The 24773-nt window shown below is 47.0% G+C and carries 27 protein-coding genes and 1 tRNA gene; 11 read left to right on the top strand and 17 right to left on the bottom strand.

Annotation, left to right across the window (positions count from 1 at the left end):
- Positions 1 to 171: 171 nt before the first annotated feature.
- Genes ACBZ72_11900 through ACBZ72_11890 form a run of 3 tightly spaced genes read right to left on the bottom strand, consistent with a single transcriptional unit; the run spans position 172 to position 3807 of the window.
- The gene (locus ACBZ72_11900) at positions 172 to 1008 is read right to left on the bottom strand and encodes an ABC transporter ATP-binding protein (protein XES76861.1); all 837 of its coding nucleotides are present in this window, start codon (positions 1006 to 1008) and stop codon (positions 172 to 174) included.
- Entirely contained in the window at positions 999 to 2036 is a 1038-nt protein-coding gene (locus ACBZ72_11895; protein ID XES76860.1) for a FecCD family ABC transporter permease, read from the bottom strand. The genes ACBZ72_11900 and ACBZ72_11895 overlap by 10 nt, the downstream gene beginning before the upstream one ends.
- Before the next feature lie 34 nt (positions 2037 to 2070).
- The gene (locus ACBZ72_11890) at positions 2071 to 3807 is read right to left on the bottom strand and encodes an ABC transporter substrate-binding protein (protein ID XES76859.1); all 1737 of its coding nucleotides are present in this window, start codon (positions 3805 to 3807) and stop codon (positions 2071 to 2073) included.
- A gap of 155 nt (positions 3808 to 3962) precedes the next feature.
- Here ACBZ72_11890 and ACBZ72_11885 point away from each other — a divergent pair, with 155 nt between their 5' ends.
- Positions 3963 to 4805, top strand: a complete 843-nt coding sequence (locus tag ACBZ72_11885) for a class I SAM-dependent methyltransferase (GenBank protein XES76858.1) — start codon at positions 3963 to 3965, stop codon at positions 4803 to 4805.
- Between the two features lie 28 nt (positions 4806 to 4833).
- Here the strand turns inward: ACBZ72_11885 and ACBZ72_11880 are convergent.
- Positions 4834 to 4921 (bottom strand) — tRNA-Leu (locus ACBZ72_11880).
- Between the two features lie 213 nt (positions 4922 to 5134).
- On the opposite strand from ACBZ72_11880, the gene epsC reads away from it, so the two are divergent.
- Positions 5135 to 6190 (top strand): serine O-acetyltransferase EpsC, encoded by a 1056-nt coding sequence (gene epsC / locus ACBZ72_11875; GenBank protein ID XES76857.1) that lies wholly within the window; start codon positions 5135 to 5137, stop codon positions 6188 to 6190.
- Positions 6191 to 6198: 8 nt separating this feature from the next.
- Here epsC and ACBZ72_11870 read toward each other — a convergent pair whose 3' ends face one another.
- The gene (locus ACBZ72_11870; GenBank protein XES76856.1) at positions 6199 to 6642 is read right to left on the bottom strand and encodes an Lrp/AsnC family transcriptional regulator; all 444 of its coding nucleotides are present in this window, start codon (positions 6640 to 6642) and stop codon (positions 6199 to 6201) included.
- 208 nt (positions 6643 to 6850) lie between these two features.
- Here ACBZ72_11870 and guaA point away from each other — a divergent pair, with 208 nt between their 5' ends.
- From guaA to ACBZ72_11845, 5 genes are all read left to right on the top strand, one after another.
- Positions 6851 to 8401, top strand: coding sequence for a glutamine-hydrolyzing GMP synthase (gene guaA, locus ACBZ72_11865; GenBank protein XES76855.1), 1551 nt, complete (start codon positions 6851 to 6853; stop codon positions 8399 to 8401).
- Between the two features lie 69 nt (positions 8402 to 8470).
- Complete coding sequence (locus tag ACBZ72_11860; GenBank protein XES76854.1) at positions 8471 to 9529, top strand: sugar phosphate nucleotidyltransferase; 1059 nt, start codon at positions 8471 to 8473, stop codon at positions 9527 to 9529.
- A gap of 94 nt (positions 9530 to 9623) precedes the next feature.
- Positions 9624 to 10988 (top strand): phosphoglucosamine mutase, encoded by a 1365-nt coding sequence (gene glmM / locus ACBZ72_11855; protein ID XES76853.1) that lies wholly within the window; start codon positions 9624 to 9626, stop codon positions 10986 to 10988.
- 43 nt (positions 10989 to 11031) lie between these two features.
- The gene (locus tag ACBZ72_11850) at positions 11032 to 12369 is read left to right on the top strand and encodes a UDP binding domain-containing protein (protein ID XES78687.1); all 1338 of its coding nucleotides are present in this window, start codon (positions 11032 to 11034) and stop codon (positions 12367 to 12369) included.
- Positions 12366 to 13310: a Gfo/Idh/MocA family protein gene (locus ACBZ72_11845; protein XES76852.1), complete on the top strand. Its 945-nt coding sequence runs from the start codon at positions 12366 to 12368 to the stop codon at positions 13308 to 13310. The genes ACBZ72_11850 and ACBZ72_11845 overlap by 4 nt, the downstream gene beginning before the upstream one ends.
- A gap of 9 nt (positions 13311 to 13319) precedes the next feature.
- On the opposite strand, the gene ACBZ72_11840 is transcribed toward ACBZ72_11845, so the two are convergent.
- The 9 genes from ACBZ72_11840 to ACBZ72_11800 all read right to left on the bottom strand — a co-directional run bounded on the left by ACBZ72_11840 (position 13320) and on the right by ACBZ72_11800 (position 19924).
- A complete protein-coding gene (locus tag ACBZ72_11840; protein XES76851.1) occupies positions 13320 to 13592 on the bottom strand; it encodes a Trm112 family protein in 273 nt (90 codons plus the stop codon).
- Between the two features lie 88 nt (positions 13593 to 13680).
- The gene (locus tag ACBZ72_11835; GenBank protein ID XES76850.1) at positions 13681 to 14298 is read right to left on the bottom strand and encodes a HemK2/MTQ2 family protein methyltransferase; all 618 of its coding nucleotides are present in this window, start codon (positions 14296 to 14298) and stop codon (positions 13681 to 13683) included.
- Positions 14282 to 15100 carry a 16S rRNA (adenine(1518)-N(6)/adenine(1519)-N(6))-dimethyltransferase RsmA gene (gene rsmA, locus ACBZ72_11830; GenBank protein ID XES76849.1) on the bottom strand — a complete coding sequence of 273 codons (819 nt, stop codon included), beginning with the start codon at positions 15098 to 15100 and terminating at the stop codon, positions 14282 to 14284. The genes ACBZ72_11835 and rsmA overlap by 17 nt, the downstream gene beginning before the upstream one ends.
- 17 nt (positions 15101 to 15117) lie before the next feature.
- Positions 15118 to 15684, bottom strand: coding sequence for a DUF655 domain-containing protein (locus tag ACBZ72_11825; GenBank protein XES76848.1), 567 nt, complete (start codon positions 15682 to 15684; stop codon positions 15118 to 15120).
- A gap of 56 nt (positions 15685 to 15740) precedes the next feature.
- Positions 15741 to 16079 carry an RNA polymerase Rpb4 gene (locus ACBZ72_11820; GenBank protein XES76847.1) on the bottom strand — a complete coding sequence of 113 codons (339 nt, stop codon included), beginning with the start codon at positions 16077 to 16079 and terminating at the stop codon, positions 15741 to 15743.
- 12 nt (positions 16080 to 16091) lie between these two features.
- Positions 16092 to 16388: a 50S ribosomal protein L21e gene (locus ACBZ72_11815; protein XES76846.1), complete on the bottom strand. Its 297-nt coding sequence runs from the start codon at positions 16386 to 16388 to the stop codon at positions 16092 to 16094.
- 11 nt (positions 16389 to 16399) lie between these two features.
- The gene (locus ACBZ72_11810; GenBank protein ID XES76845.1) at positions 16400 to 17734 is read right to left on the bottom strand and encodes a tRNA pseudouridine(54/55) synthase Pus10; all 1335 of its coding nucleotides are present in this window, start codon (positions 17732 to 17734) and stop codon (positions 16400 to 16402) included.
- Between the two features lie 8 nt (positions 17735 to 17742).
- A complete protein-coding gene (locus ACBZ72_11805; GenBank protein XES76844.1) occupies positions 17743 to 19092 on the bottom strand; it encodes a signal recognition particle protein Srp54 in 1350 nt (449 codons plus the stop codon).
- Between the two features lie 439 nt (positions 19093 to 19531).
- Positions 19532 to 19924, bottom strand: coding sequence for a translation initiation factor IF-5A (locus tag ACBZ72_11800; GenBank protein ID XES76843.1), 393 nt, complete (start codon positions 19922 to 19924; stop codon positions 19532 to 19534).
- A gap of 91 nt (positions 19925 to 20015) precedes the next feature.
- Between ACBZ72_11800 and ACBZ72_11795 the strand changes: the two genes are divergently transcribed.
- Both ACBZ72_11795 and ACBZ72_11790 read left to right on the top strand, forming a co-directional pair.
- Positions 20016 to 20873, top strand: coding sequence for an NAD(+)/NADH kinase (locus ACBZ72_11795; GenBank protein ID XES76842.1), 858 nt, complete (start codon positions 20016 to 20018; stop codon positions 20871 to 20873).
- An 11-nt stretch (positions 20874 to 20884) separates the two neighbouring features.
- Positions 20885 to 21406 carry an NOB1 family endonuclease gene (locus tag ACBZ72_11790; protein XES76841.1) on the top strand — a complete coding sequence of 174 codons (522 nt, stop codon included), beginning with the start codon at positions 20885 to 20887 and terminating at the stop codon, positions 21404 to 21406.
- On the opposite strand, the gene ACBZ72_11785 is transcribed toward ACBZ72_11790, so the two are convergent.
- On the bottom strand, positions 21407 to 23227 hold the full coding sequence (locus ACBZ72_11785; protein ID XES76840.1) for a DUF2070 family protein: 1821 nt from the start codon (positions 23225 to 23227) through the stop codon (positions 21407 to 21409).
- Positions 23228 to 23457: 230 nt separating this feature from the next.
- On the opposite strand from ACBZ72_11785, the gene ACBZ72_11780 reads away from it, so the two are divergent.
- The gene (locus ACBZ72_11780; protein ID XES76839.1) at positions 23458 to 23760 is read left to right on the top strand and encodes a hypothetical protein; all 303 of its coding nucleotides are present in this window, start codon (positions 23458 to 23460) and stop codon (positions 23758 to 23760) included.
- An 11-nt stretch (positions 23761 to 23771) separates the two neighbouring features.
- On the opposite strand, the gene ACBZ72_11775 is transcribed toward ACBZ72_11780, so the two are convergent.
- Positions 23772 to 23936, bottom strand: a complete 165-nt coding sequence (locus ACBZ72_11775) for a preprotein translocase subunit Sec61beta (protein ID XES76838.1) — start codon at positions 23934 to 23936, stop codon at positions 23772 to 23774.
- A gap of 323 nt (positions 23937 to 24259) precedes the next feature.
- On the opposite strand from ACBZ72_11775, the gene ACBZ72_11770 reads away from it, so the two are divergent.
- The gene (locus tag ACBZ72_11770) at positions 24260 to 24547 is read left to right on the top strand and encodes a MazG nucleotide pyrophosphohydrolase domain-containing protein (GenBank protein XES76837.1); all 288 of its coding nucleotides are present in this window, start codon (positions 24260 to 24262) and stop codon (positions 24545 to 24547) included.
- Here ACBZ72_11770 and ACBZ72_11765 read toward each other — a convergent pair.
- On the bottom strand, positions 24544 to 24759 hold the full coding sequence (locus tag ACBZ72_11765; GenBank protein XES76836.1) for an ArsR family transcriptional regulator: 216 nt from the start codon (positions 24757 to 24759) through the stop codon (positions 24544 to 24546). The genes ACBZ72_11770 and ACBZ72_11765 overlap by 4 nt on opposite strands.
- Between the last annotated feature and the right edge of the window lie 14 nt (positions 24760 to 24773).

Below are 24773 nucleotides of genomic sequence, written 5' to 3'. Positions count from 1 at the left end.
CCAGCGACGTTATACAATTGTAACAACGAAAACATTTCAAACAAAACAAATAAGCACCACAATAGTGCCCAATCATAACAAAGGCAGGTAATCTTGCAAAAACAAGCCTCGACTGCGAATAGGGACTAACAGAAAAAATGCAAAAAAACAGAGAAGACGGTTTACCATTAACTATTGTTCATGGTCGCCTTTAAGGGCAGAAAAACCAAAAATCGCGCTTGATTGAGGCATCTTAAGAGGCACACAAACTTTCCGCTCAGCTTTATCAATAAAAGCAATCTTAACATCCAACCCGTAAGCTTCCCGCATATTTTCTTCAGTCACCACATCGTTAGCGGCTCCCAAGTCTATGAATGAATGCCCCTTCATTATGCCAACTTTAGTAGAAACAAGAAAAGCATGGTCTGGAAAGTGAGACGTCATTATGACGGAAAACCCGCTTTTTGACAAAGCGTCGATTAAGTTAAGAATCTTGAATTGATTTCCAAAATCCAAATGAGATGTGGGCTCGTCAAGAAGAATTATCTCGGGCTCCTGAGTTAAAACCTTAGCGAACATCACAAGCTGGCGCTCACCTCCGCTGATTTCGCTGTAAGGTTTGTCAATCAGGTAAGAAATGCCAGCAGCCTCTATTGCTTTTTTAGCTATGTTTATGTCCCGTTTTTTCGGGGCAGAAAAAGCGCCCAAATGCGGAGTTCGCCCCATTAACACAAAATCGAAAACAGAATAGGGAAAAACGGGATTATGGAATTGGGGGATATAGCCTATTTTTCGAGCTAACTCCATGCGGGACATTTTTGAGATATCTTCCCCGTCCAATCGTATGGTGCCTTCATCTAAACTAAACAGGTTACCTATGCAACTTAACAGAGTTGATTTTCCCGCGCCGTTTTGACCTAAAATGCAGAAGACATCCCCCTTCGTGATAGAGAAAGAGATGTCTCTAAAAACTGGAGTTCCTTGCTTGTACGAAAAAGATACTTTTTCTACGTCGAGTCTCAAGACCATCCAACCCTTTGTCTTAGTAATAAGTAACCAAAGAAAGGCGCGCCAATTAGCCCAGTCAAGACCCCGATGGGCACTTCATTGGATACAACGCATCGAGCAACATCATCGATTATCAGAAGATAAGACATGCCTATCACGATTGATGCGGGCAAAACTTTGCTATTGTTTGGTCCAACTATCATGCGGGCGATATGAGGTACGATAAGCCCGACCCAACTGATGATTCCGCTGACACATACAGCGGCAGCTGTGATTAGGGTGGCAAAGAAAACAATTATGCCTTGGTATCTCTTAATGTTCAGACCTAATGATTTTGCCTGCATATCATCAAGCGAAAGAACGTTAATTCTCCACCTCAACAACAGCAAGACGACTATGCCTAACACCATGGGGAACGCATATTGAATCACATCACTAATGGTAACTGAAGCAAAGCTCCCTAAAAGCCAAAACACAATTTCGGGCAGTTTGGTTTCAGGGTCAGCGGTGTATTTGGCTAAAGAAATCAAGGAGGAGAAAAAGGCACCAACAATAATTCCAGATAAAACAAGGATAAGAGTGGAGGATCGTTTGTAAAAACTATTTATCCCATACGCTAAACCTACTGCAAGCATACCGAAACCCAAAGCGAAAAGCTGAATGGTCGCAGGGTCAGGGAAAAACAGGATGGCTAAGGCAGCACCAAAACCTGCACCGTAGGCTACTCCAAGTATGTCAGAGGAAACGAGAGGATTTTTCAAGATGCCTTGGAAGGAGGCGCCAGAAATAGCTAGGCTGGCACCGACTAAGGACACCATTATCAGGCGAGGGAGCCGCACATTGAAGATGACGGTTCCCATGATGGAGGGCCAAGTGTGCTCCATTGGAACAACGGGTGAAGCCAAGATTTTAATTACTGTATCTACAGGAATAGAATATCTGCCAACGCATAATGAAAACAAAAAAATGGTTAAGGGGGCTAAAAGCAGAAGCAAAACGGTTATTTTCGAGTTATTCCATCTGCTGCTGCTTTTAGCCGTTTTTTGCATCCCTAACACCTGTCATATCTTTGATTCAGTGGGTCTATCGCAGTATGGCATCGATTTCGGCTTCTGAAAGGTCGTATTCGTAGAAGTTGTGATAGAACCATTGAGTTTCCGCTCTGATGTCGATGTCGGAGAACAGGTCAGGATGGAACGTCTGCGATACCCATTGGATGTTCAAGGCTTCTTCAACACTGTATCGCGCCCAGTCGAATACACCCATCGGGTTAGCAATTACGTCGCCGTTCTTGACAGCAGTGATTTCGTTCCACAGGGGATCGTTAAGAAGCTGAGTTTTCATTGTATTCGCGTTGGCTGAACCGATCAGGATTATTTCAGGGTTCCAGGAGAGGATTTGTTCGAAGGAGACGGTTTGCATGTTGCCAGGAACTTCTGCTGCTGCATTATCTCCGCCGCAGAGGTTAATCCATGTGTTTATGAGTCCTTCGCCAGCGTCAATGCTTAGGGGTGATGTCCCTGTGCCAGTGATGTGTAAAACTTTAGGTCGGTCTTGAGTTGGTATCTGTGAGGTTACTGAAGTGATTTCATCTTGAACACCGTTGAAGTAATCAATGTATGTTACTGCTTTAGCTAAGGCATCTTCCCCAAGTATCCAACCAGTTAGGTGTACTGTGCTGACCATGTCGGCAAAGTCAAAGAACTGCAACCGAACAACTAGCAATCCACTGTTTTCCATTGCAGCAGCTGCAGCTTCGCCACTTGCAGAAACGAAAACGATGTCGGGGTCTTCTGCCATGAGGGCTTCAATGTTCACTGTCCCGTCCGAGTTGAAGGGAGTTAGCATTGTTTCTATTGCGGGCAGAATTTTTTGGAACATTGGGTTTACGGTGTTTGTTGTTGCGGTGGCTACGAGTTTTTCTTTTGCACCCACCATCACAACGATTGTGTTGTGTGCTGGCCAAGAATCAGCAATTCGGTTGATTTTAGAAGGGTCAGGGACTTGTATGACTTTGCCGTTGGCGTCGATGATTGCTCGCGTGTACGTTGCGGATACCGTTGTTGGCTCGTTCACAGTGATTGTGTGTGAGTTTGCGGAGTCTGCAAGCATGAAGAATCCGCGGGGACAAGTTGTTGATTCGTTTGCTTCGAAAGTGTAGGTTATTTGAGCCCCAGAATCAGCCCAAACTTTGAAAGGCATGTCAGCGTAGCTGGCGCTTCCCATGTTTGTAGTGACCACGGTTTCGTCAGCTGAACTGTCCAATCCTGACTGAGTGAAGGTTACTTGATATTGTGTTTTGTAGTTGGCTGTTACTGTTGTGTCTGAGCTGGGAACTGTGTAGGTGTGTGTTTGAGCCCCGTTGTCACTCCAACCTGTCCACATATATTGGTTTCCAGCCGCTCCAGCGACAGGAGAGATGGCTTGGAGAGAGTGAGTAGCACCTACCTGCCACTGGAAAACGGCTGGTAAAGAAACAACTGTTCCGTCCACTCTAACGCTGTCAGGACTCGCTGACGTGGAGGTGATTGTTACAGAAACCGTTTCAGAAGAGGAAGGACTTGGAGGCGCAGATGAGGGGGAACTTGACTGTGTAGGCGATGGCGAAGTTGTGGTTGGGCTTGGCACTGTTGAGGGAGTAGAAGGAGAAGTTGCAGAAGGCGTCATAGTTGGGGTAAACGTTGGCGTAGGAGAAACCGTCGGAGAGGGCGAAGCCGAAGCAGCTGTGTTTTCTGGTGAGGAATACTGAAGGTAGGCAAATGCCCCGACGGCAATGACCACAATTATGCCGATTAGTAGATAAACACTTTTATTTGACATTAATTAACACATCGTTATGTTTCAACAAACATATCGCAGCCTGTTTAAATACGTTGCCCAAACTTGTAACGTGAAAAGCATATTACCCAACTGGTTAGCAGGTAATGAAAACAGATTTTTAATCAGAATCAAGCGTGCAGGGGAGAAAGGAGTTTATGGACTTTAACGACTTTAACAAAATCGACTGGAGCACCATTTGGCGTGAGGGTATCCTTTTCTTCGCGGGGGAAGCAGACAAAGAGGAAAGCTGGAATGGCATTGCCCCGCGTTGGAACCAAATTCAGCACAAAGATGACTATGGAAAAAAAGTCCTACAGAGAATCAAAATTAAACCCAGCTGGACGGTTTTAGATGTCGGTTGCGGCGCGGGGTTACTGGCAGTGCCTTTGGCAAAAAAATGCAAACAAGTCACAGGATTAGACATTTCCAGCGAAATGCTCAAGTTTTTAGCACAGAACGCCAAAAAAGAAAAAGTCCACAACATAACCACCACAAATAAGGCTTTTGAAACCGTTGTCATTGGCAAAGACATAGAGCAACACGACATTGTTGTTGCTTCTAGGTCAATGGGGTGGGAACGCAACCTCGAAAAATTCCTCAAGAACATGGATGAAGCAGCAAAACGGCGAGCATACATAATCTGGGGAGCAAGAGAAAGAACATTTGACATAGCCATGTACAACGCAATAGGCAGACCATACGGCGAAACCCGAATGTACATAGTAATCTACAATCTGCTCTACCAAATGGGTATCCGCGCAAACATTGACATGTTCGACTACAAAGCAAAAAACATGTCACACAACAGCATAGAAGACGCTTTCACATCGTTCCAGAAACGCTTTGCAAGAAGAGGAAACAACGAGGAATTAACCAAAGAAGAAGAAAAGAAACTCAAAAAATTCCTCACCGAAAACCTCAAAAAAGCAAGCGACGGAACAGTCAGATTCGTTGACAAAAAACCAGCACGCGAAGCAGTAATTTGGTGGGAAAAATAGAGAAAAACAAAAGTGAGACAATTTGGATTGGTGCGGGAGGTGGGATTTGAACCCACGAACCTCTGCAGGATAGGCGCCTCAGGCCTACGCCTTTGGCCATGCTGGGCGACCCCCGCACATTTAGGTGGCAAATATAGAAACAAACTAGGTATTAAAAGACTTTACGTCCAACAAAGGCTCTAGGTGGCACCATTTGCCGTGCATAAACAAAAAAGCTGCATATTATGACCGCACAAAGGGGCAGGTCTGCTTCGAAAGCGCTCGTTAAGGTTCAAGCTGACGCTTCTCTTATATCTCTGCTTTTCCAAATACACAGGAAGGTAAACCTAATGTCTTCAAACCCCAACCAAACCAACCCAAAAAAACCTGCCAACCCAACCGACAAGCAAGAAACCTACACAATTGACCCTGAAAAGATGCTTCAAAAACTTATGGCCTGCAACGTTAAAGCTGAAGACAACTGGGTAAATGAGGGGTTACCTGCACTGGTTGATGACCTGATTAAGAATTATGACGTTTTTGGAGGCATGGACCACCTTGAAGGAAAAGACCTGCCTTCAAAAAGAGTCGTCATCGAAATCCTCGAAGACCTGCTTACAGTTTTCTTCCCAGGATATTTAGGTAAAACCGAAATAACCAAATCCAACGTCAAATACGTAGTCGGCAACATGTTAACCTCCCTCTATACTCGACTAACAGTTGAGATAGAGAAAAGCCTAAAGCATATTTGTAGAAAAGTCAAAGAATGCCCTCAAGATGTCTGCCACGCACAAGCACAAATCATTGCCAAGGAGCTTTTGGAGAAAATTCCCGAAATACGACAGCTTTTAAGTGGAGACATTGAAGCGGCTTACGTTGGAGACCCCGCAGCGGTGAGCAACGAGGAAGTTATCATAAGCTACCCCTGCGTCTTAGCTATAAGCACCTACCGGATAGCCCATGAACTCTATGCGCGGGGGGTACCTTTGATTCCTCGAATTATGAGTGAACATGTGCATTCACTGACGGGCATAGACATTCATCCAGGGGCGCGCATCGGCAGAAACTTCTTCATTGACCATGGCACAGGCGTCGTCATCGGGGAAACAACGGTAATTGGCGACCATGTCAAGATGTATCAGGGGGTCACGTTAGGCGCGTTAAGTTTTCCCAAAGATGAAAAGGGACAGATAATCAAAGGCAGAAAAAGGCACCCAACCATAGGAAACAATGTAGTTATTTACTCTGGTGCTACGCTGCTGGGGCCAGACGCCATTATAGGCGACAATGTTGTTATTGGGGGGAATGTCTGGATAACGTCACCTGTACCTTCAGGCTCCACGATAACTATAGCGCCGCCCGAGCAGAAAATTAAAAGGGGAAAAACAGAAGAAAGTAAACCTTGAGAGCCTCTTCAGATGAGGCGGAAGTTTTCTTTCACCGTAGTTAAAACGACATGGGTGTTGGTTCGCTCCACATAGGGTAACGTAAGCAAGTGCTTTGTGAATTCACCTAAATCTTCACGACTTTTGAATTTTGCCACAATCACTGCGTCGGTTAGTCCTGTTACGTCGTAGACGCTGCAAACATTAGGAATTTTAGCGATTTCTGCTTCGGTTTCAACCAATCTGCCTTTTGCGACAGTAATTTCGGTGACGACCGTTAGCTGATAACCGAGTCTTTCATGGTCCAAAATGACGGAGTAGCCTTTGATTAATGCTTCATCTTCCATCTTTTTAATTCTTGAAAGAACAGTACCGACGGATACACCCACATTTTTGGCTATTTGTCGGCTTGAAAATCTTGCGTCTTCCAGAAGAGCCTTCAAGATTTTTGTGTCAATTTCATTTAACTCCATGGCATGTTACTCCTTGCACGTTTTTCCAATGGACGATATGATTTTTTAACGTTCTTTTAATAAAAAAACAGTTATATTTATAAAAGTTTAGCTTCTCTTGAAAAGAAAACAAGAGAGCCAAGGACATAATGGTTTCGCTATAAAAAAAGAAGGGGCAGGGCAATCTTAAATTATGGAGCAAGCCCCATTAATAGCTGGTTCAGAAAAAATGCAAACGCACTATGACACCATTCTGGTTTTGGACTTTGGTGGACAATACTGCCACCTTATAGGTAGAAGAATAAGAGAAAATGGCGTCTATTCAGAAATCGTTCCCCACAACATAACCCCCACAGAAATCCAAGCATTAAACGAGAAAATCAACATTAAAGGGCTAATTCTTTCAGGTGGACCCTCAAGCGTCTACGAAGAAAACGCCCCTCAAATTGACCCCCAAATTTTGGAACTGAACCTGCCAGTTTTAGGTCTATGCTACGGGCATCAGCTGATTGCTCAGATAGTGCAGGGCAAGGTTTCTCGGGCCTCTTGCCGAGAATACGGCATAGCCGAAGTGGACATCGACAAAACCACAGGCGTTTTAGATGGTTTAAACTCGAAAGAAACGGTTTGGATGAGTCACGGCGACACAGTTCTCTCTTTGCCACCAGACTTTGAAATTTTGGCGCACACTGAAAGCTGCCCTGTAGCCGCGTACGGCAACCAGCAGAAAAAAATCTACGGCTTGCAATGGCACCCCGAGGTTATCCACACAAAAAAAGGCGCGCTAATGCTGCGTAACTTCATCTTCAAAGTTTGTATCTGCGAAGCAAACTGGAAAGTAGAAGACGTAATCCAGAAAATGGTTGAGGAAATAAAGGCTGATGTTGGCGAGTCTAAAGCCATAATTGGGTTAAGCGGCGGAATCGACAGCAGCGTCGCCACAGCTTTGGCTGCAGAAGCATTAGGAGAGAAGTTAACTGCGGTTTTTGTGGATCATGGTTTCATGCGGGAAGGTGAACCAGAAGCCATCAAAGAAACCTTTGACAATTTTAACATAAACTTCGTGATGGTGAAAGCTCAGCAGCGGTTCATGAAAAAACTTGAGGGCGTTTCTGAGCCAGAAAAGAAACGTAAAGTCATCGGCGAAGAATTCATCCGAGTATTTGAGGATATTGCTAAAGAGTCAGGTGCCCAATATTTGCTGCAGGGAACCATTTACCCAGACCGAATCGAATCGGGTTTTAGGAAAAATTCGGATGTTATTAAGTCCCACCATAACGTCGCAGGCTTGCCTTCTAAGATTGATTTCAAAAAGATTGTGGAGCCTCTGCGGGACTTGTATAAGGATGAAGTACGCAAGGTCGCAGTCATGCTTAACCTGCCTAGAGAACTCGTGAACAGGCAACCATTTCCTGGACCTGGATTAGCTGTTAGAATCATCGGCGAATTGACGGAGGAGAAAGTCGAAATAACCAAAAAGGCGGATGCTATTGTGCGTCAGGAAATCGAGAAAAGCTGCGCTGCGGAGAACCTGTGGCAGTATTTTGCGGTTTTGACCGACACTTTGGCGACGGGGGTTAAAGGAGATTCTCGAGCTTACGGATACGTAGTTGCAGTGAGGGCAATGGAGAGCCGCGAAGCCATGACTGCAAATTTTGCGCGGATTCCTTACGCGGTTTTGGAAAAGATTTCAACAAGGATAACTAACGAGATTCCTCAGGTTACTCATGTAGTGTACGATATAACGCATAAGCCGCCAGCTACAATAGAGTGGGAATAAGGAGGTTTTGTTCGCATCGTTTATATCCAAATCCGCGATGAGTTAGGGTACTCTTTAGGAGTGATTTGAGTGAAAGCATTGATTCTAATTGGCGGGTTTGGCACTAGACTTAGACCCCTGACATGTACAAGACCAAAAGCCCTTTTTCCTATAGTTAACAAGCCACTTCTGCAGTGGACTTTTGAAAAACTTGCCGAAAACGGCGTTGACGAAGCCATACTGGCAGTTAACAGATTAACGGAATTTCACATAAAACAACAACACCTCTCCAAATGCGGCTTAAAAGTCAAATACTCTCATGACCCCCCAAAGATGCCGCTGGGCACCGCAGGGCCCATAAAAAAAGCCGAGAAACTCATTGGACATGAGGACCCTTTTCTGGTTTTAAACGGTGACTTGATAACGGAAATAAACTACCGAGAAATGGTTCAAAGCCACACAGAAGGCAAAGCAGTAGCAACCATCGCGCTTCATGAGGTACAAGACCCAAGCAGATACGGCGCAGCAAAACTTGCCGATGGAGATAGGATTGAACGTTTCGTGGAAAAGCCACCCAAAGGAGCAGAACCCTCCAAGCTTATCAACGCGGGGGTTTACGTTTTAAGCCCAAAAATCTTTGAGTATATTCCATCTGGCAGAGCGGTTTCTATGGAGCGGGAAGTTTTTCCCAAATTGGCAGAAGAGAAAGCGCTTTTTGGGCACAAAGTTGAGGGCCTGTGGATTGACATAGGTAAACCTGAAGAATATTTGCAGACAAACAAGATGATGCTTGAGACATGCGCAGACAAACAACGTGGGAAGGCGAAAGCAAAATATGTTTGTAGGGAACCAGTGGCTTTGGGCAAAGGTGTCTCAGTAGGCGAAAATTCTGTGATTGGTCCCTGCGCTATTTTAGGCAATAACGTAACTGTGGGCAGAAATGTGCAGATACGTGACTCTGTGATTTTCGAAGATGCCGTGATAGGTGATGATGCGGTTATAACGGGGGCTCTTATTGGGGAAGCAGCACGGGTAGGCAACAAAGTCAACATCGTCGAAGGTACCATAATTGGAGACCACGCAAAAGTCAAAGATGGCGTAGTCATGTCTGAAAAAGTTAATGTGTGCCCAGCCAAAGAATTAGCTTAATCCCAATCAGAAACAACAAATAAAAACAATAGACAAACAAATCTGAAAACATATTAGAAACACAGGTCTGATAATCAAAGCGGAGATAAAGGTTATGAGCCAAAAACTTTTTGGAACAAACGGAATTCGAGGAGTAGTAAACACGGAATTAACACCAGAGATTGCAGTGAAAGTCGGCTGCGCAATTGGCACATTTTTTGGCAAAAAGAATTTACTTTTAGGGTTTGACGCAAGAACAAGTGGACCAATGTTTGCCAAGGCAGTTATTTCTGGTTTAACGGCAACCGGCTGCAATGTGTACTTCGCGGGTATGGCTCCAACACCTGCACTTCAGTTTGCAGTTAAAAATCACAAAATGGACGGCGGAGTCTTAATCACCGCTTCACATAATCCCCCTCAATATAACGGCATCAAAGTCATCTGGAGCGACGGTATAGAAATCAGCCATGAACAAGAAGCTGAAATTGAACGTAGCTACTTTGAAGAAAAGAACCAGTTTGCCGACTGGAAAAATCTGGGCACCGTTCATGACTTGGCGGATATAAACAGCGAGTATGTTGAAGCCATAAAGAAACATGTGGACGTCGCTAAAATCGCTGAGAAACATTTCCACGTGATCGTTGACGGCGCAAACAGCGTCGGCAGCTTGACTGCACCAGTTCTCATGCGGGAATTAGGATGCAAAATAACCAGCCTCAACGCAAACATCGACGGCACTTTCCCAGGAAGAATGCCTGAACCCAGACCAGAGAACCTCACAGACCTTTCAGACATGGTGAAAGCTTTAGGCGCAGATTTGGGAGTTGCCTTTGATGGGGACGCGGACAGGTCAATTTTTGTGGATGACAAAGGGCAAATCCACATGGGCGACAAATCCTTTGCGGTGGTTGAAAAACAGTTCCTTTTGGAGAACCCCAACGCACAGATAGTCACCCCAGTAAGTTCGTCAACGCTCATCAAAGACATCGCCGACCAATACAAAGGTGAACTAGTTTGGACCAAAGTTGGAAGCGTCACTGTTTCGCAGAAAATGAAAGAAATCAACTCAAAATTAGGCGGCGAAGAAAACGGCGGAGTATTTTATGGTCCGCATCAATCCGTGCGTGACGGCGCCATGACGACCGCGCTCTTGCTGGACATAATGGCGAAAACAGGTCAAAAACTCTCAACTCTTGTGGAGGAGCAGCCACAGTACTTTATAGAAAAAGGCAAAATCGAATGCCCCGAAAATAAAAAACAGAAAGTTCATGAGCAGTTGCTGACGCAGGTGCAGGGCATGAACATCAACACCTTGGACGGCGTTAAAATCTGGTTTAACGACAAAAGCGCTATCTTAGTGCGTCCCAGCGGAACTGAACCTGCTTACCGTATGTATGCGGAGGCAAAAACCCAGCAACGCGCAGTGCAATTGGTTCAGGAATACACTCAGAAACTCAGGAAGATACTTGAAACCATTTAAGACAGTATAGTGTAGTCTAAGAAAGGCGAACAGGTTGCCTTCAGTGCTGCATTTAAAAGAAGAAGAAGTGGATACTCCCGAAAAACGTGGAAAAATCAGACTTAATGTTGTGGGTTGTGGACAAAAAGGAGTTTTTTATGCTTTGGCGTTTGCGGAAGCAGGGTTCAAAGTGTCCTGCACAGATGTTGACCAAAGTGCAGTAAAACGCCTGTCCACGGGCAGTTTGCCTTTTGGTGACCGCCAAGCGGAAGTTAAGCTGAAGAGTCTACTCAAAAAAGGGGTGTTAAACGTTACGGGCGATTTTGATGCGGCTGTTTCGGAAAGCGACGTGACCATCATAACGGTTGATGCCAAAGTTGATTCTAAAAAAAGGGTCGACAACGCGAGTGTTGTTGGCATATGCAAGAAAGTGGGAAAAAACCTCCAGAGGGGAAGTTTAGTTGTCTATGGGGGCGTTGGCGGTGTTGGATTCGTTGAAGGCGTGGTTAAAGAAAGTTTGGAAGATACGTCAGGGTTCAAATCAGGGGACCTTGGCGTTGCATATAACCCCACTTTCAGTTACTTTTGGAACTGTGAAAAGAGAAGTAGCGTCCAACAAGCCGTAGTAGCTGCAAACGACAAGTACAGCTTGAATTCTGCGGCTTTAATTTTTGAAACTATCACGGAAAAGGGTGTTGAAAAAACTTTTAACATTAAAAAGGCGGAAGCTGCGGTTTTGTTTGCAGCGGCTAAACGGGACATTAACATGGCGTTGAACAATGAGTTAGCGGTGTTTTGTGAAAAGACGGACTTAGATTTCGTGGAGACCGCAGAGCTCTTTGACTCTTTTTCGTGCCCAAACAGTTGTAGAGCAAGCATTGCTGAAGAGGCAAACCGGGAAGAAGTTTATGTGCTTCTTGAGAACGCGGATAACGTGAACATGCAGCTTCGGTTGCCTAAAATGGCAAGGCAACTAAATGAGGACATGGTAAAACATGCCTTTAACTTGACGCAGGATGCGCTTCGTGTTGGAGGAAAGACAATGCGTCGAGCAAATATCGCCTTGCTGGGGGCAGCGGAAACAGGAACTGCCGCAGAAGCATTTGCTGAGTTGCTGGTTGCTAAAGGAGCAAAAATCAGCCGATACAACCCACAAGGCACGGTTGACCCCAAAGCGGAGGGTACACTAAAAAGAACATTGAATGAAACGGTTGAGGGCGCAAACTGCTTGGTTATTCTTTCCGAAATAGAACAGTTTAAGAGATTAAGCCTTAAGAAGCTTCATGCCTTAATGAAAGAACCATCAGCGTTTGTGGATTTAGTGGGAGTTATAGAGCCCACTAAAGTAATGAATACAGGTTTCACATATCGAGGGTTAGGCAGAGGAGAGCAAAAAAAATGAACAAACTCGGCGTCGCAGTAATAGGAACGGGATTTTGGGGCAGAAATCACGCACGTGTTTACAAAGAGCTTGCAGCCACCAATCTAGTTGCGGTTTGTGATGTTGATGCTGCAAGAGCCAAAGCCATAGCAGACCAATTCGGGGTGCAAGCTTACACTGACAGCGCTCAAATGCTTAAGAACCCAGAAATCCAAGCCGTAAACGTATGCACATGGTCCACCATGCTTGCAAAGGAAGCACAAAAATGCCTGCACGCAGGAAAACATGTGCTGGTGGAGAAACCCATGGCGACCGATACAAATCAAGCCGAGAAGCTGCTACAAACTGCACAGGAAAACGGGCTACATTTAACGGTTGGGTTTTTGATGCGGTTTATTCCGGGGCTGCAGCAGATTCGGGAAGCAGTGGAGAGCAAACGGATTGGGGATTTGGTTTCAGCATCGGCAAAGCGGGTTTCCCAGTGGCCTGAACGAATCGGCGATGTGGGCGTAGTCAAAGATACAGCAATTCATGACATAGACATTATGCGGTTCGTATCCAATCAGGACCCCATTAGTGTTTACGCGAAAACCGGGAACATGCGTCATAGGCAGTTTGAGGATTACGCCCAGATAATGCTCACCTTTGAAGGGGGGCAAAGCGCATTTATAGAATCCAACTGGCTAACACCCTACAAGACTAGGACGCTGAACGTAACGGGAACAGATGCGATAATGCGGTTGGATTATATCACACAGGAGCTGTGGGTTGAAAACGCCAAAGAAAACTTGCAGCCCAGAATTCCATTCCAAGAACCCCTAAAAAGGGAACTGCAGCACTTTGCAGAGTGCATCTTGGAAAAGAAAAAGCCGTTGGTCACAGGCACGGATGGCGTTAAGGCGCTGCGGATTGCGATGGCGGCGTTGCAGTCTTCAGCCAAAAACAAGGCAATAAAAATTTAGCTGCCTGTGTTAGGCTTTGAGACTGAAGGGTTTTCCTTCGGTCACCACGTTTTTGGGTGCTTTGTCTTTGTATTTTTTCAGAAAGGGCAGGTCCTCGGTTTCTCTTCTCAGCTCGTCAGGCAACATTTCGGGGATTTCGTCGCGGATAGGATACCAGCGTAGGCATTGGGGGCAGACAATTAAGCCTTCAACGATTTCGTCTTTTTCTTCGAAAACGTAAAGTTCCAGTGGGTGATGCTTGTCGATTGGGCAAGCAAGAATTTCCATAAGTTTGCGCTTCATACCAGTCACTAAGCTGAGTATCACACATTAGATTATTAAAACTTGTCAACAGAAAAAAAAGATTTCACAGTTTTTAGAAGCAACCTTCTTAGAAAATGGCTTTAAGCAAATGCAGGGTTTCAAAGAAAGGTAAGTCCAAATGGGCCACTGAAGCAGCATGCATCTTTTGAGCCGCAAACTTTTCGATGGTTTCTTGAATGGTTGCCAAGTTGGACTGCATCAAAAAAAGTACGCCACTACGCCGCAAATGATGGGGAGCTTGGGCAATAAAGCGGTCTATAACTTCCCGCCCCGTTGCTCCTCCAGCCCAAGCTCGTCCAAGCCAAGTTGCGTCTTCGCCTTCCTCTGAGGGTAAGTAGGGCGCGTTGAAGAGGATTAGGTCAAAGGGTGCGGTTTCTGTTAAGGGGGTAAACAGGTCACCTTGCACAAAACGCATCTTGTTGCTGACGCCGTTTTTGTGGGCGTTCTGTTTTGCACAGTTAATGGCGTGTGGGTTTATGTCGATGGCTACCACGTCGCGGGCACCTTTTGCTGCGGCAAGTATGCCAAGGATGCCGCTGCCTGTGCCCACATCCAGAACTCTCGCGTTGGGCTTGAGTTGGAGGTTTTCAGCAAACAAAAAAGAGTCTTCTGCGGGCTCATAAACGTCGCCGGAAACCTCAAAAACTAGGTCTTCGAAGAAGGCTTTCTTATTGGCTGAGGGCATCGGCTAAGGCTCCGAAATCGCTGGGTGTTAGTTCTCGGGCGCGTCGGTTGTGAAGCGGAAATGTTGATGCCATTTTTGCTGCTTCGGTTTTATCCACCTTGAACTCTGCCCTGATGAAAGGCACCAAAGCATTATCCACTTTCTTGTTGCGCTGCGTAAACAGCCACTTGGTCAGCCGCCTAAACAACGCCACATCCTTCACCAAGAACGGTGGCGTTTCCCAAGGCGTTAACTTAAGAATTACGGAGTCTACTTCGGGCGGGGGAAAAAACATCCAACGCGGAACTTCATCTAGAACTTCAGCGGTCACAGTTTGCTGGGCAACTACGGATAGCCAACCATAGTTTTCGCTGCCAACTGGCGCCACGAGGCGTTCTGCGAATTCTTTTTGCACAATAAGCACTGCACATTCAAAGCCGCGGTCGATAAGCCAAGCGACTAGATGCGAGCTTAAGTAATAGGGCGGAGCAGACACTGTTTTGTTGAATAGAGGCAACGGAGTTTTCAGGACGTCGCCGTTGATTAAGGTGACATTGGATACATCCTTGAGCTGCGCGCGCAGTCCTTTGGCTACTTGCGGGTCTTTCTCTACAGCTATAACATGTTTGCAGTTTTTGGCAAGAAACACCGTCAAAAACCCAAACCCAGCCCCCGCATCCAGCACAGTGTCTTCCGCATTTAGTTTGGCGTGTGTGATTAGTTTTGGATAAACCGAAGCGTCAACCAGAAAGTTCTGCCCAAGAACCTTGTTGGGAACTACGTCAAGTTCCTGCAGCAAAACCTTCATTTTTTCAAGGTTCATTTTTTGGGTTAGTCAACCTAGTGGAAGCGGGTGAAAAGGCGGTATTTGCTTTCGCCTTCAAGCTCCTCCATCACTCGTTTGGTGATCAGTTTGACGGGGTTGGGCAGTTCGGTGCGTTTGGTTATGTCATCGTAGTTTTGGAAGGGCTTGCGTTCACGTTCGTTGATAACTTGCCACATGTATTTTTTGCCGATGCCCGGAATCAACTCTAAGGCATGCATACGAGGAGTTATAGCACGGGCGGTGTTGAAGAATTTGACGAACCATTCTTCGCGGTTTTGGACAATTTTGCCTACAGTAGAGTTTAGCTCGGACTTTGCGGAGGCTGTGAGTTCTTCATAGCCGATGCGCCCAATTATGTAGGTGACTTCGTCGCGGCTGTCTTTGCCCACGTAAACGCGGTCAGAAGGCCGCAGGGTTAAGCCTTCTTTCACTAGGGCTTCTAGCAGGGTGAAGAATTCTTCGCCGACGCATTGAATCAGCGCACCTGCTCGGTAACCGGCGCGACCAGTGGGGCGAAAGCCAGGCTTGCCGTGTTGTAGGAAGTCCAGTACGTAAGCATACTCCTCGTATTGCTTCTCCATAGTAGTCACTTTACACTATTCCCTCTTACTGCTTAAAAAGACTTGTATGATTTGCCCTATTTTAGGAGTCTGGTTTCGTTCAAGAGGTTCACGATAGCGGAAAGTTTTTGGGTTTCAATAATTTTGCGTCCGCCAGCCAAAAATATGCGCAGCTCATCTACGCTTTCGGGCATGCAGTTAATTATCTGGACCGCGTCAGCCTCGTCAAGCTCGAAGTCTTTAACTAGTTTTTCTAAGAGAACTTCAGCGTCAGCAGGGTCAACTTTGGCGAATTTTGAAACGTAATCTAACGTACGGCGTTGGAACTGATCCAAGTTTTCTTCGCCCAGAGATTCCAGTACCTGTTTAACTTGGGGCAAAGTGAGCCTACTTTCGCTTGTTTCTCTTTTACTCATACGTTAACCTTCTTACGTGCCTTTGTAGGGTTCTAGATGTTCTGTTCGGACGATGAGTTCGCGGGTGGCGTTGCCTTGAGCAACCTTCACGATGTAGCCTCGTCCACGTTTGTCGACGACTTTGCCAATTTTGCCGTGGAAGCGTCTGTGGGGCAGTGCCTTCTGCTGGCTAGAGTCAATTTTGATTATGACGCTGTCTCCCATTGTGTATTCATGTAGGAACTTTGTCAGTTTTGGCTTGCCTTTGTCTCGGAACGACTTGGTCATGACACCGCGGCTTGCGGCGCAATATCCTTTTGAGGGTTTCATTCAATTTTCACCTATTGGTCTTCCATGATAACTTTCAAAACGTCAAGCTTGATAATCTTCGCTGGGTTTTTGAGTAAAGCCGCAACGCTGGGTAAGGTTCGCCCTTCATCGCCTGACACCAATTCTTTGACGTAGAGGCCTCCTTGGCATCTTACTTCCATTAAAGCCTCTTTGGGTGACAACTTCTTAACTTTAAGCTTATATATGTACCTTTCCCGCGTCAAATCCGCACGTCGATGCATAACCCTCAAAGGCGTCTGCTGCTTAACCGTGACCCCGTTAAGTTTTTCCTCCACCAACAACATGTCGGCGTCAGAAACCTCATTCTCAAACACGATAAGGGCGCGGTACTCTTTTTGGGCGTTCTCAGCTTTCTTTAGTTTGCGGACTTTGTCGCGGTCGGTGAAGCGTAAACGGGAAACCTCCACCTTATCCTTTGCTGCCGTGTTAATGACTTCTTGAATGCCTTTTAGGTCCAAGCAGCGTTTTTTGGGTTTAGAAACTTCCACCACAAAGGGGCGCCCCGTGCCTAACATGCGGGCGTCGATGTCCTCGCGTCCTGACGCATGAAAAGCTGTTTTCTCGCCCTGCGCCGCCTCCAAAAACGGCTCGGAAACCAGCGCTTCAACCGACTCAGGATACATCAATCCTGTTCCGCCGCATTCACTGCAGCCTCTGCCGCGGCAGTTGGAACAGAACCATCGGGATTGGGGAATGTCGCGGACCAGTTTGCGGTATCTGCCTGCTACAAAGAGGGGGTTGACCTGCAGCTTAATGCTTTGGGTGAAAGGGTTGGCGATAATCATGATGTCAGGGGCGCCGTATTCGGGGGTTTTGCCGGTTTCAGCTTCCACCTGTTTGCCCAGCACGCGTCCAAATTCATGTTTTATGCTTTCCCCATGGGTCACGTTAAAGACTGCTTTAAATTCGTCTTCGCGTTCCATCACCGCAGTTGGTAACTCCACGCCCATCAGAAACGTTGTGTACTCATACTCGTGGGTTTTCTCCAAAACCTTTGAGATGAGGGAGTCAACGGTCTGGAAGGTGTCTTCACACAGAAAACAGGGTGAAGCATCCGTTTTAGGCTGACTTTTTTTGAGGTGAGTTAGCATGTCTTGGGCTGCCTGTGAGAAACCGTTGGAAGCCAAGACGTGAAGGTTTTTTATGCCTTGAGGGTTTTTTTCCAAAGCTTGCTCAGCAGCCTGCAATGTTAGACTCAGCTTCAAGGCGGCTCCTCGTCGGCGATTCTCTAAACCATAGCCCAAAAGTGCAAACTGCCTGCCCAAGCAGTGGTCACATAAAGGGTGCTTCTCAAGCATCTGCAGAGCTTTCTCTAAAACATTCATAACCAAGCCTACTTGAAGTCCGTTGGGAACCCTTGCCCACCCATGCCCTGCATGAAGGGAAGCCGCCCTTTTTTGCGTTTCATCATCTTTAGCATTCGCCGCATCATAACATACTGCTTAAGCAGCTCTTTGACCTCTTTTTCGCTGGTTCCCGAACCGTGGGCTACACGTCGGGCGCGGCTGTAGTTGATTATTTTTGGGTTCTCCTTTTCCTCAGGAGTCATCGACTGGATAATAACCCGCCATTTCTCAAGCCGCCCTTCCGCCAAGTTAAGCATGTCGTCGGGCACCTTACTGGACATACCAGGCAGCATCTGAAGCACCTTTTTGAAGGGCCCCATGCTTTTTACGGCTTCGAACTGTTCATACATGTCCGTTAAGGTGAATTTGCCGCTAAGCATCTGTTTGGTTTTCTTTTGGGGAACTTTAATTTCAGCTTCTTTGACCCGCTCCAGCAGCGTCTCCAAATCACCCATACCCAAAAGGCGTCCAACAAAGCGGGAGGGAACAAACTGTTCAATGTCTTCGACTTTCTCGCCGGTTCCGATGAATTTTATGGGTGCTCCTGTTGCTGCTACTGCGGAAAGCGCACCTCCACCGCGTGCGGAACCGTCCAGTTTAGTTACAAGAATAGAGCCGATGGGGGTAGCTTCATGAAACGTCTGAGCTTGAACCAAAGCCTGCTGCCCAATTGTGCCGTCGATAACCATCATGACTTCGTTGGGTTTGATGTGGCGCTCAAGGTCTTTCATTTCTTTAATGAGGTCTTTTTCTTCCTTGTGGCGACCTGATGTGTCCACGATGACGATGTCTTTGTCGGGGAACTGTTTGAGCCCCTGAGCAACCACTTTAACGGGGTCTTTTGCTTTGGGGTCACCGTAAATGGGAACGTTAATTCGGGCGGCTAACTGCTGCAGCTGCGCATACGCGCCTGGTCTGAAGGTGTCGGCGCAAATCAGAGCGGGTTTCAGCCCCTTTTTCTGCAGAAGCCGCGCAAGTTTAGCTGCATGGGTGGTTTTGCCTGAACCTTGAATGCCCACCAGCATGAGGACAAATTTTTTGCCGGGTTCCATTTTGAGGGGCACGTTTTTTTGACCCACAAACGCGGTGAGTTCTTCGTAGACCACTTTTATGACGTGTTCGCGTCGGCTGATGCCTGGGGGCATTTTTTCTTTGAGGGCGCGTTCTTCAATGCGTTTGGAGATGCCCAAAACTAGCTGCACGTTAACGTCAGCTTGCAAAAGCGCCCGTTGGATGTCTCGGACAAGTTCCTTAACCGCAGCTTCATCTACCACGGAGGACTTGAAAATCTTTTTAATTGCGTCCGTAAGTGAGGAGCCTAAGCGGTCTAGAGCCATTTGCTGGTGTCTCCAACCTTAAAGCCTAAAGCGGTCTTAAAAGCCTATTGCAGGGCAAATGCAGTTTCAGCGGGTTCCCCCAGTTGAGATGCCATGTAGGTAGGCTATGTTTTTACCTACCCTATGCCCTCTACCTTTTGGCTGTTGATGGATGGTTTGAAGCCTCAGTTTCCCCATTAGAGTTTTTCTTCACGATATCCGACGGCTCTTCATGCATCATTGGCTTCAGCTAATGTACTGTATTAGGCGGATAATTAGGTTGACGGAAAAGCTTTGACCAACTATACATCAAGATAAAGAGGTGACCGCTAAAATCACCATAAACAATGCGTATTCACATTTCTGCCATGCTTCCCTGTTAGAAGGCTCAACCGAAAAGTATGGAGCTAACTTTAAGGTGGAAGTGTGGAAGGTATCAAAGCAAAAAAATGAAATGGGGCTATTTGGTTCGGGTAATCTTCACTTTGCCCAGAATCCGCCAGTACTCAACTTCTACGCCCGCGACGATTTTGCTTTTCAGGTCTTCTTCGTCGGGAAACGGAGCATCTATGTACTCGAAAGTTTCAAGGTCCATAATCTGGACGCCTGTGGGGTTAACTGCGAAGATTTGTCCGGTTCGTTTATCAATTATGGGAACTTCTGCGTTGGCGTCGACGGGTTTTACGAATTGTCGTTTTTGATCGTCAAATACGCCTATGGCTACTATTCTTGCTTTGGCGGCGCCGTGTTTTCCGGGTTTGGACTTGGTTATGTCCACTATGCGGCAGGGTTCGTTGTCAATCATCATGTAGCCGCCAACGCGTAATTCTCCAACGTCCATTGGCTTAGTCATGGTCTCACCAAATGTCTGTTAACTAACAGCAAATTTGAACAACACCCATATATAGATTAAGGTATCGCTAATATCAGCACGGTGGAAAAGCTTGTTCAAAAGCGTCGGATTAGTCGCCCGATACGATAAAAAGCAAGCGTTGACGCTGGCAAAGGAGCTCTCGGAGCATCTTTCTCAAAAAGGCGTCGAAGTCTACTTGGAGGAGACGCTACGGGGAAAAATGAAAGCCGAAGGCAAGCTGGTTCCACTTAAAGAAATGAAAACCGACTTTGTAATCACCATAGGCGGCGACGGAACTGTTCTGCGAACTTGCCTCAAGCTGCCCAAGCCTGAGCCACCCGTTTTAGCTGTAAACATGGGTGTCCGAGGTTTTCTCACTGAAGTTAACCCTAGCGAAGCCTGCGCGGCAGTAGACCGAATCTTGGGTGGCGATTTCAAAATTGAGAAATGTGCCAAACTCTCCACAGTTGCCAACGGAGAACCGACGCCTGACGCGCTTAATGATGTGGTAGTTTCCAGTGGGGAGCCCTCCAAGATTTTGTATTTACAGATTTTCAAGGATGACTTGCCCATTGCCCAGTTAGAAGCTGATGGCGTAATTGTTTCTACGCGGACGGGTTCCACGGGGTACACACTTTCGGCGGGCGGACCTGTCTTGGATTCGGATGTGGACGCCATTGTTTTGACACCCATTTGTTCATTGACCACTTTTCGCTCGATGGTTTTTCATGCAGACGCCAAAATCCGAATTGAACCTGTGCGTCCCAAGGAGATGTTGGTTTTAGTGGATGGCGCTTACCGTCGTTTGTTGCCTGAGGGGCAAGCTTCTGTTACCGTCACGAGTTCACGGGATGTGTCTTCGTTTATCAGGTTTAAGTCGGATTTTTACAGTCGACTGGAGAGCAGGCTGCAGTTTAAGGGCTGTGTTAGGGAAAGGGATGAACAATAGAAACCAACGCCTTGGGCAAACGCGTGATGGTTTTGGATACATCGGCGTTTGTTGCAGGGTTTGACCCCTTCACGGTGCGCGAAGAGCAGGTTGCACCCCCACTTGTGGAGCGTGAGGTCAAAAAGAACGCCATGACCATGCTCAGGTTCAACACCGCCATCGAAAATGGGCGCGTAAAGATTTTTGAGCCTTCACCGCAGTTTTTGGATGAAGTGAAGACATGCGCCACCTCGGTTGGGGACTCATTTTTCCTTTCTGAAACGGACATGCATGTTTTGGCGTTGGCTTTGGAGGTTAAAGCTCGAGGTGACTGCCCGCAGATTGTCACTGACGACTACTCCATCCAAAACGTAGCAGCCAAGCTGGGCGTGGGGTTTGTGTCTTTGGCAACATTTGGAATTAAACGGGTGCTTAACTGGATACGGTACTGCCCCGCTTGCCGCCGAACCTACCCCGCGAACTTTCAAAGCTCCGAATGCCCCGTCTGCGGAACAGGACTGAAACGCAAGCCCAAACGCACAACAAAACGGTAGCTACCGCAAGAAGAGCAGCAGAAGCAAAAGTAAACCTTCCAAGCCAAAGACGGGAACGACGATTTGTTTGGCTTTTTGCATGGCTTTATCCACAAGCTCAGACAGGAGCGCTAGGCAGTCGCCGCCTATTACGCGGACTTTTGGGATAGTTATACGTTGGTAGCCTGCCTTGCAGTTTTCCATGTTGCCTGCTGCTGCAGTGGCGGCTTCGGTAATGTGCTGGATTAGGATTTGGTGGTTCATGGCTTCTCCAACGGGATGGTAACCGCGGCGTCCAACCACAACCGCGCTGACCGAATGCGTGTCGGTTGTGAAAACTTCACTTGCCTCAAACCCAGCCGCACCCAAAGAGGAGAGAATTTTTTCCCGCACCCCAGGCACCATGTTATTGCCGTCAATTACCACGTAGGCGGTTTTTTGCTCGCCCACTTTCACAACAACTGCGGTTATGCCTCCTGCGCCCATGCCGTCTTTGAGGGTGAATTCCGAGGGGTAAACGGTGTGGGAGCCAACTTGGAAAGGGGCGGCTTTTTGGGCGGCTGCTTGGTTTAGGCATTTGTTGGCGGTTTCTCTTAGAGCCTCAATGGAGGCGTCGATTTCGGTGGTTTCGGTTAAGCAGTTATGCGCATTAATGATCAGAGCGTCCAAGCCCAGTTTTTGTGCGTCTTGCTGGACAAGGCTGCCCAGTTCTTGGGGCAGGTCTTCGGTGGTTTTGGGGGCAAGAGTGAAGTTGAGAAAAACTGTTTTGCCAAAAAGCTGGCAGGAAGCGGTTACACCGTTTTCTGAAACAGTCACGTAGGGGGTTGCTTTGTCAATTTTGGCTTCAAAGTTTGCGTTTTGGATGATTCCCGTGATGATTTTGTGGTTTTGGGCTTGGGAGGCAACGTCTAACTCATGCCCAAGCAAGCCAAGCGGGACGCAAGTGTCACATTGGTAGGCATCGGTGTATTGCTGTTTTAGCAGGGAGGGCAAAACGCTGCTGCCTATATTTTTGAACGGACCCGGATGGACAAGGGGGACAATTATGGCTGCTTTGGGTTTTGAGGAGTCAAATTTGAGTAGGGAAACTTGAACGTTGACATCTTCGCCTCGCTTCTCCAAGTAGCTCTCTAAGGGGGCGTTGAGGGAGGCAACCCAGTTGAGCATAAAAGCCTGAAACAGCGACATGGAACCTGCGCCGTACTCTTTTTGCCCAATTCGGTCAATTAAGAAAACAAACACATAGGCGCTGACACAGGCAATGATGGGCATGGCGACGATGAAGGGGAGAAGAGCTTCCAAATTCACGTTGATGTAGTTCCAGTAGAGGATGAAGGTTAGGAGGCAGGCAAAGGGTTGAAGCAAAATAGCCAGTAAGCGTTTTCCTGCTCCTGCGGACAGGACCGCAAGAAACACCACTGTGCGCAGGGTTAACAGAACAGCAAAGCCTAAAAAGCAAAGTTTTAGCCACCAGACAAACCCGAACACTGCCCCGACTATCATCAGAAGCAGCCAGAGTGCCCAGCTGAATAGGGAAACAAAGAGGGTTCGACGGAGGTTGAAAACGGGGTCTTTGAGAACCATGTTGCTTAAGAAAATGTCCACGACAAGGGTGGCTACCAGAAGTGCTGTGCCCAGCAGGAGGCCGTTGGTTAAGCCTTGCGCGGTTGGAAAGAATACTGTGGAGGTGGCACCGGCGGTTAGGCAGAGAGCGGCAAGTAGAAGCAGAGTTGTTTTGAATGAGGGTAGGGAGAAGAGGGAGCGGTAGTGCCGTTGTGCTTTGTTTATGGACTGATTTAGGGTGTCTTCTGTCGCCAATTTTGTCGCCTCAAGTGAATTCATAATGAGAACGCCGATGCCTATTAAAGCCTAGCGAAGCTTGGCTGTTTTGTTGCCGCGAAAAACAGTTTTCAGCCAACTTGCAGTTGGTAAGGAAGCAAAATTCACACAGAACACTCAAAGTCAAGGACAAAAAAACGTGTGTGACAGCAGCAAATTACATGAAAAGGTCCTGTTTTGTCGGAGCAACTGTTTTATCTGCAGCCTCGCATATTATCCAGTTTGCGAACGCTATGCCAGAGCAAAACTTGCCCCTGTCAATACTTCACATGCTCGAAAGAAACGTGGGCAAAAAAATCAGAGTCATCCTTGACCCCTCTTATGGGTTTGAAGGCACCTTACTGGCGGTCTCCAATGACCCCGCGGGGATTTGGCTTGAAGATGCAGAGGCAATTGTGTTACGGTCCACGATGGCACAGCCCATCCCCCAAGTGGCAAGCCGAGAAGAACGCAGCGAAATTATGCTTAACTTACACTCAATCCAAAGAATTGAAGTGCTTCACGCACCCTCACCGTCTAGGCGCGAGAAAGGATAAAGAACTGAAGATTAGAAGACGTTAGCCAGAACAGAAACCACAATCAAACCCACAGACAGGACCATGAGCAGTTCAGGTCTGATTTTGATGCCTTCGGTTTCTTCCTCAAAGAATCTCAGCAACCCTGCACTTGCAGCAGGCATTGGACCTTGGCTTTCTTTGCGTTTTCGACTCATTTTGTTTCCTCAGCTGATGCAATGCGACAATTCATTATTTAACTTTACGCATACCTAAGTCTAAAGCAAATCTTGCTATGTTAAGGAAGCTGCACCACCATCAAAGCCCCTTAAGGGGGATACATGGAGATGGCTAAAGACACCAAATAGGAGGGCAATCAACAAAATAGCCCAAAAATAAGCCGTAAAACCCAATTCTAACAAAAAACAGGAGAAAAAAGCAGCGAAGCGGTATACAAAAGCATCAACCAAACACAGTTTCTGAACGTTTGGTTCAACAGATTTAAAGTCAACAACACCCAACACTAAGTGAGGCGTACAAAATGCATATCTCAGAATTTCAAGAAATGATGAAAACCCTATACTTTCATCGGGACAGTGAACGCGGCGTCAAAGGAACCTACGAGTGGCTAATGGATGAAGTGGTTGAACTGGGTGAAGCAATGGCGGTAACTGACAAAGAAGCCACCGAAAAAGAGTTCGCTGATGTCATCGCATGGTTATCCTCACTTGCCAACCTGCTGGGTATTGATTTGGAGAAGGCAGCACTCAACAAGTACCCGCACCTGTGCCCCAAATGCCACCACACCCCCTGCCAATGCACTTTCTAAGCCAAAAGACGCTTCTGCCCTCGCCCCGTCACGAGCCAAAAACTGGGTCTTTTTCCTTTCCGCTGCACAGTGCCCTCAGCTTCCAAAAGGCGCAGATGATGAATGACAGTGTTGTAGGACATCTTGATGACCTTTGACAGGGTTGATGCACTGGCGGGTTGTGTATCAAGCGTCACAAGAAGTTTGCTTCGGGCTCGAAGCCCATTTTTCACGTTTTTAACTCTGT

Source organism: Candidatus Bathyarchaeia archaeon (assembly GCA_041447175.1).
In the GTDB taxonomy this organism is placed as follows: Archaea; Thermoproteota; Bathyarchaeia; order Bathyarchaeales; family Bathycorpusculaceae; genus JADGNF01.
Note: the sequence above shows the minus strand (reverse complement) of the source record. Positions and strands in the feature narration are given on the sequence as shown.

What these genes read in the sequence shown, in the direction of transcription:
- ACBZ72_11845 (XES76852.1), top strand. Translation starts at nt 12,366, where the DNA reads ATGAACAAACTCGGCGTCGCAGTAATAGGAACGGGATTTTGGGGCAGA.
- ACBZ72_11800 (XES76843.1), bottom strand. Translation starts at nt 19,924, where the DNA reads ATGACTAAGCCAATGGACGTTGGAGAATTACGCGTTGGCGGCTACATG.
- ACBZ72_11770 (XES76837.1), top strand. Translation starts at nt 24,260, where the DNA reads ATGCATATCTCAGAATTTCAAGAAATGATGAAAACCCTATACTTTCAT.
- ACBZ72_11820 (XES76847.1), bottom strand. Translation starts at nt 16,079, where the DNA reads ATGAGTAAAAGAGAAACAAGCGAAAGTAGGCTCACTTTGCCCCAAGTT.
- ACBZ72_11805 (XES76844.1), bottom strand. Translation starts at nt 19,092, where the DNA reads ATGGCTCTAGACCGCTTAGGCTCCTCACTTACGGACGCAATTAAAAAG.
- glmM (XES76853.1), top strand. Translation starts at nt 9,624, where the DNA reads ATGAGCCAAAAACTTTTTGGAACAAACGGAATTCGAGGAGTAGTAAAC.
- ACBZ72_11835 (XES76850.1), bottom strand. Translation starts at nt 14,298, where the DNA reads ATGCCCTCAGCCAATAAGAAAGCCTTCTTCGAAGACCTAGTTTTTGAG.
- ACBZ72_11895 (XES76860.1), bottom strand. Translation starts at nt 2,036, where the DNA reads ATGCAAAAAACGGCTAAAAGCAGCAGCAGATGGAATAACTCGAAAATA.
- ACBZ72_11890 (XES76859.1), bottom strand. Translation starts at nt 3,807, where the DNA reads ATGTCAAATAAAAGTGTTTATCTACTAATCGGCATAATTGTGGTCATT.
- ACBZ72_11840 (XES76851.1), bottom strand. Translation starts at nt 13,592, where the DNA reads ATGAAGCGCAAACTTATGGAAATTCTTGCTTGCCCAATCGACAAGCAT.
- ACBZ72_11780 (XES76839.1), top strand. Translation starts at nt 23,458, where the DNA reads ATGCCAGAGCAAAACTTGCCCCTGTCAATACTTCACATGCTCGAAAGA.
- ACBZ72_11775 (XES76838.1), bottom strand. Translation starts at nt 23,936, where the DNA reads ATGAGTCGAAAACGCAAAGAAAGCCAAGGTCCAATGCCTGCTGCAAGT.
- ACBZ72_11885 (XES76858.1), top strand. Translation starts at nt 3,963, where the DNA reads ATGGACTTTAACGACTTTAACAAAATCGACTGGAGCACCATTTGGCGT.
- guaA (XES76855.1), top strand. Translation starts at nt 6,851, where the DNA reads ATGCAAACGCACTATGACACCATTCTGGTTTTGGACTTTGGTGGACAA.
- ACBZ72_11870 (XES76856.1), bottom strand. Translation starts at nt 6,642, where the DNA reads ATGGAGTTAAATGAAATTGACACAAAAATCTTGAAGGCTCTTCTGGAA.
- ACBZ72_11825 (XES76848.1), bottom strand. Translation starts at nt 15,684, where the DNA reads ATGGAGAAGCAATACGAGGAGTATGCTTACGTACTGGACTTCCTACAA.
- ACBZ72_11785 (XES76840.1), bottom strand. Translation starts at nt 23,227, where the DNA reads ATGAATTCACTTGAGGCGACAAAATTGGCGACAGAAGACACCCTAAAT.
- ACBZ72_11900 (XES76861.1), bottom strand. Translation starts at nt 1,008, where the DNA reads ATGGTCTTGAGACTCGACGTAGAAAAAGTATCTTTTTCGTACAAGCAA.
- ACBZ72_11815 (XES76846.1), bottom strand. Translation starts at nt 16,388, where the DNA reads ATGAAACCCTCAAAAGGATATTGCGCCGCAAGCCGCGGTGTCATGACC.
- rsmA (XES76849.1), bottom strand. Translation starts at nt 15,100, where the DNA reads ATGAACCTTGAAAAAATGAAGGTTTTGCTGCAGGAACTTGACGTAGTT.
- ACBZ72_11810 (XES76845.1), bottom strand. Translation starts at nt 17,734, where the DNA reads ATGAATGTTTTAGAGAAAGCTCTGCAGATGCTTGAGAAGCACCCTTTA.
- epsC (XES76857.1), top strand. Translation starts at nt 5,135, where the DNA reads ATGTCTTCAAACCCCAACCAAACCAACCCAAAAAAACCTGCCAACCCA.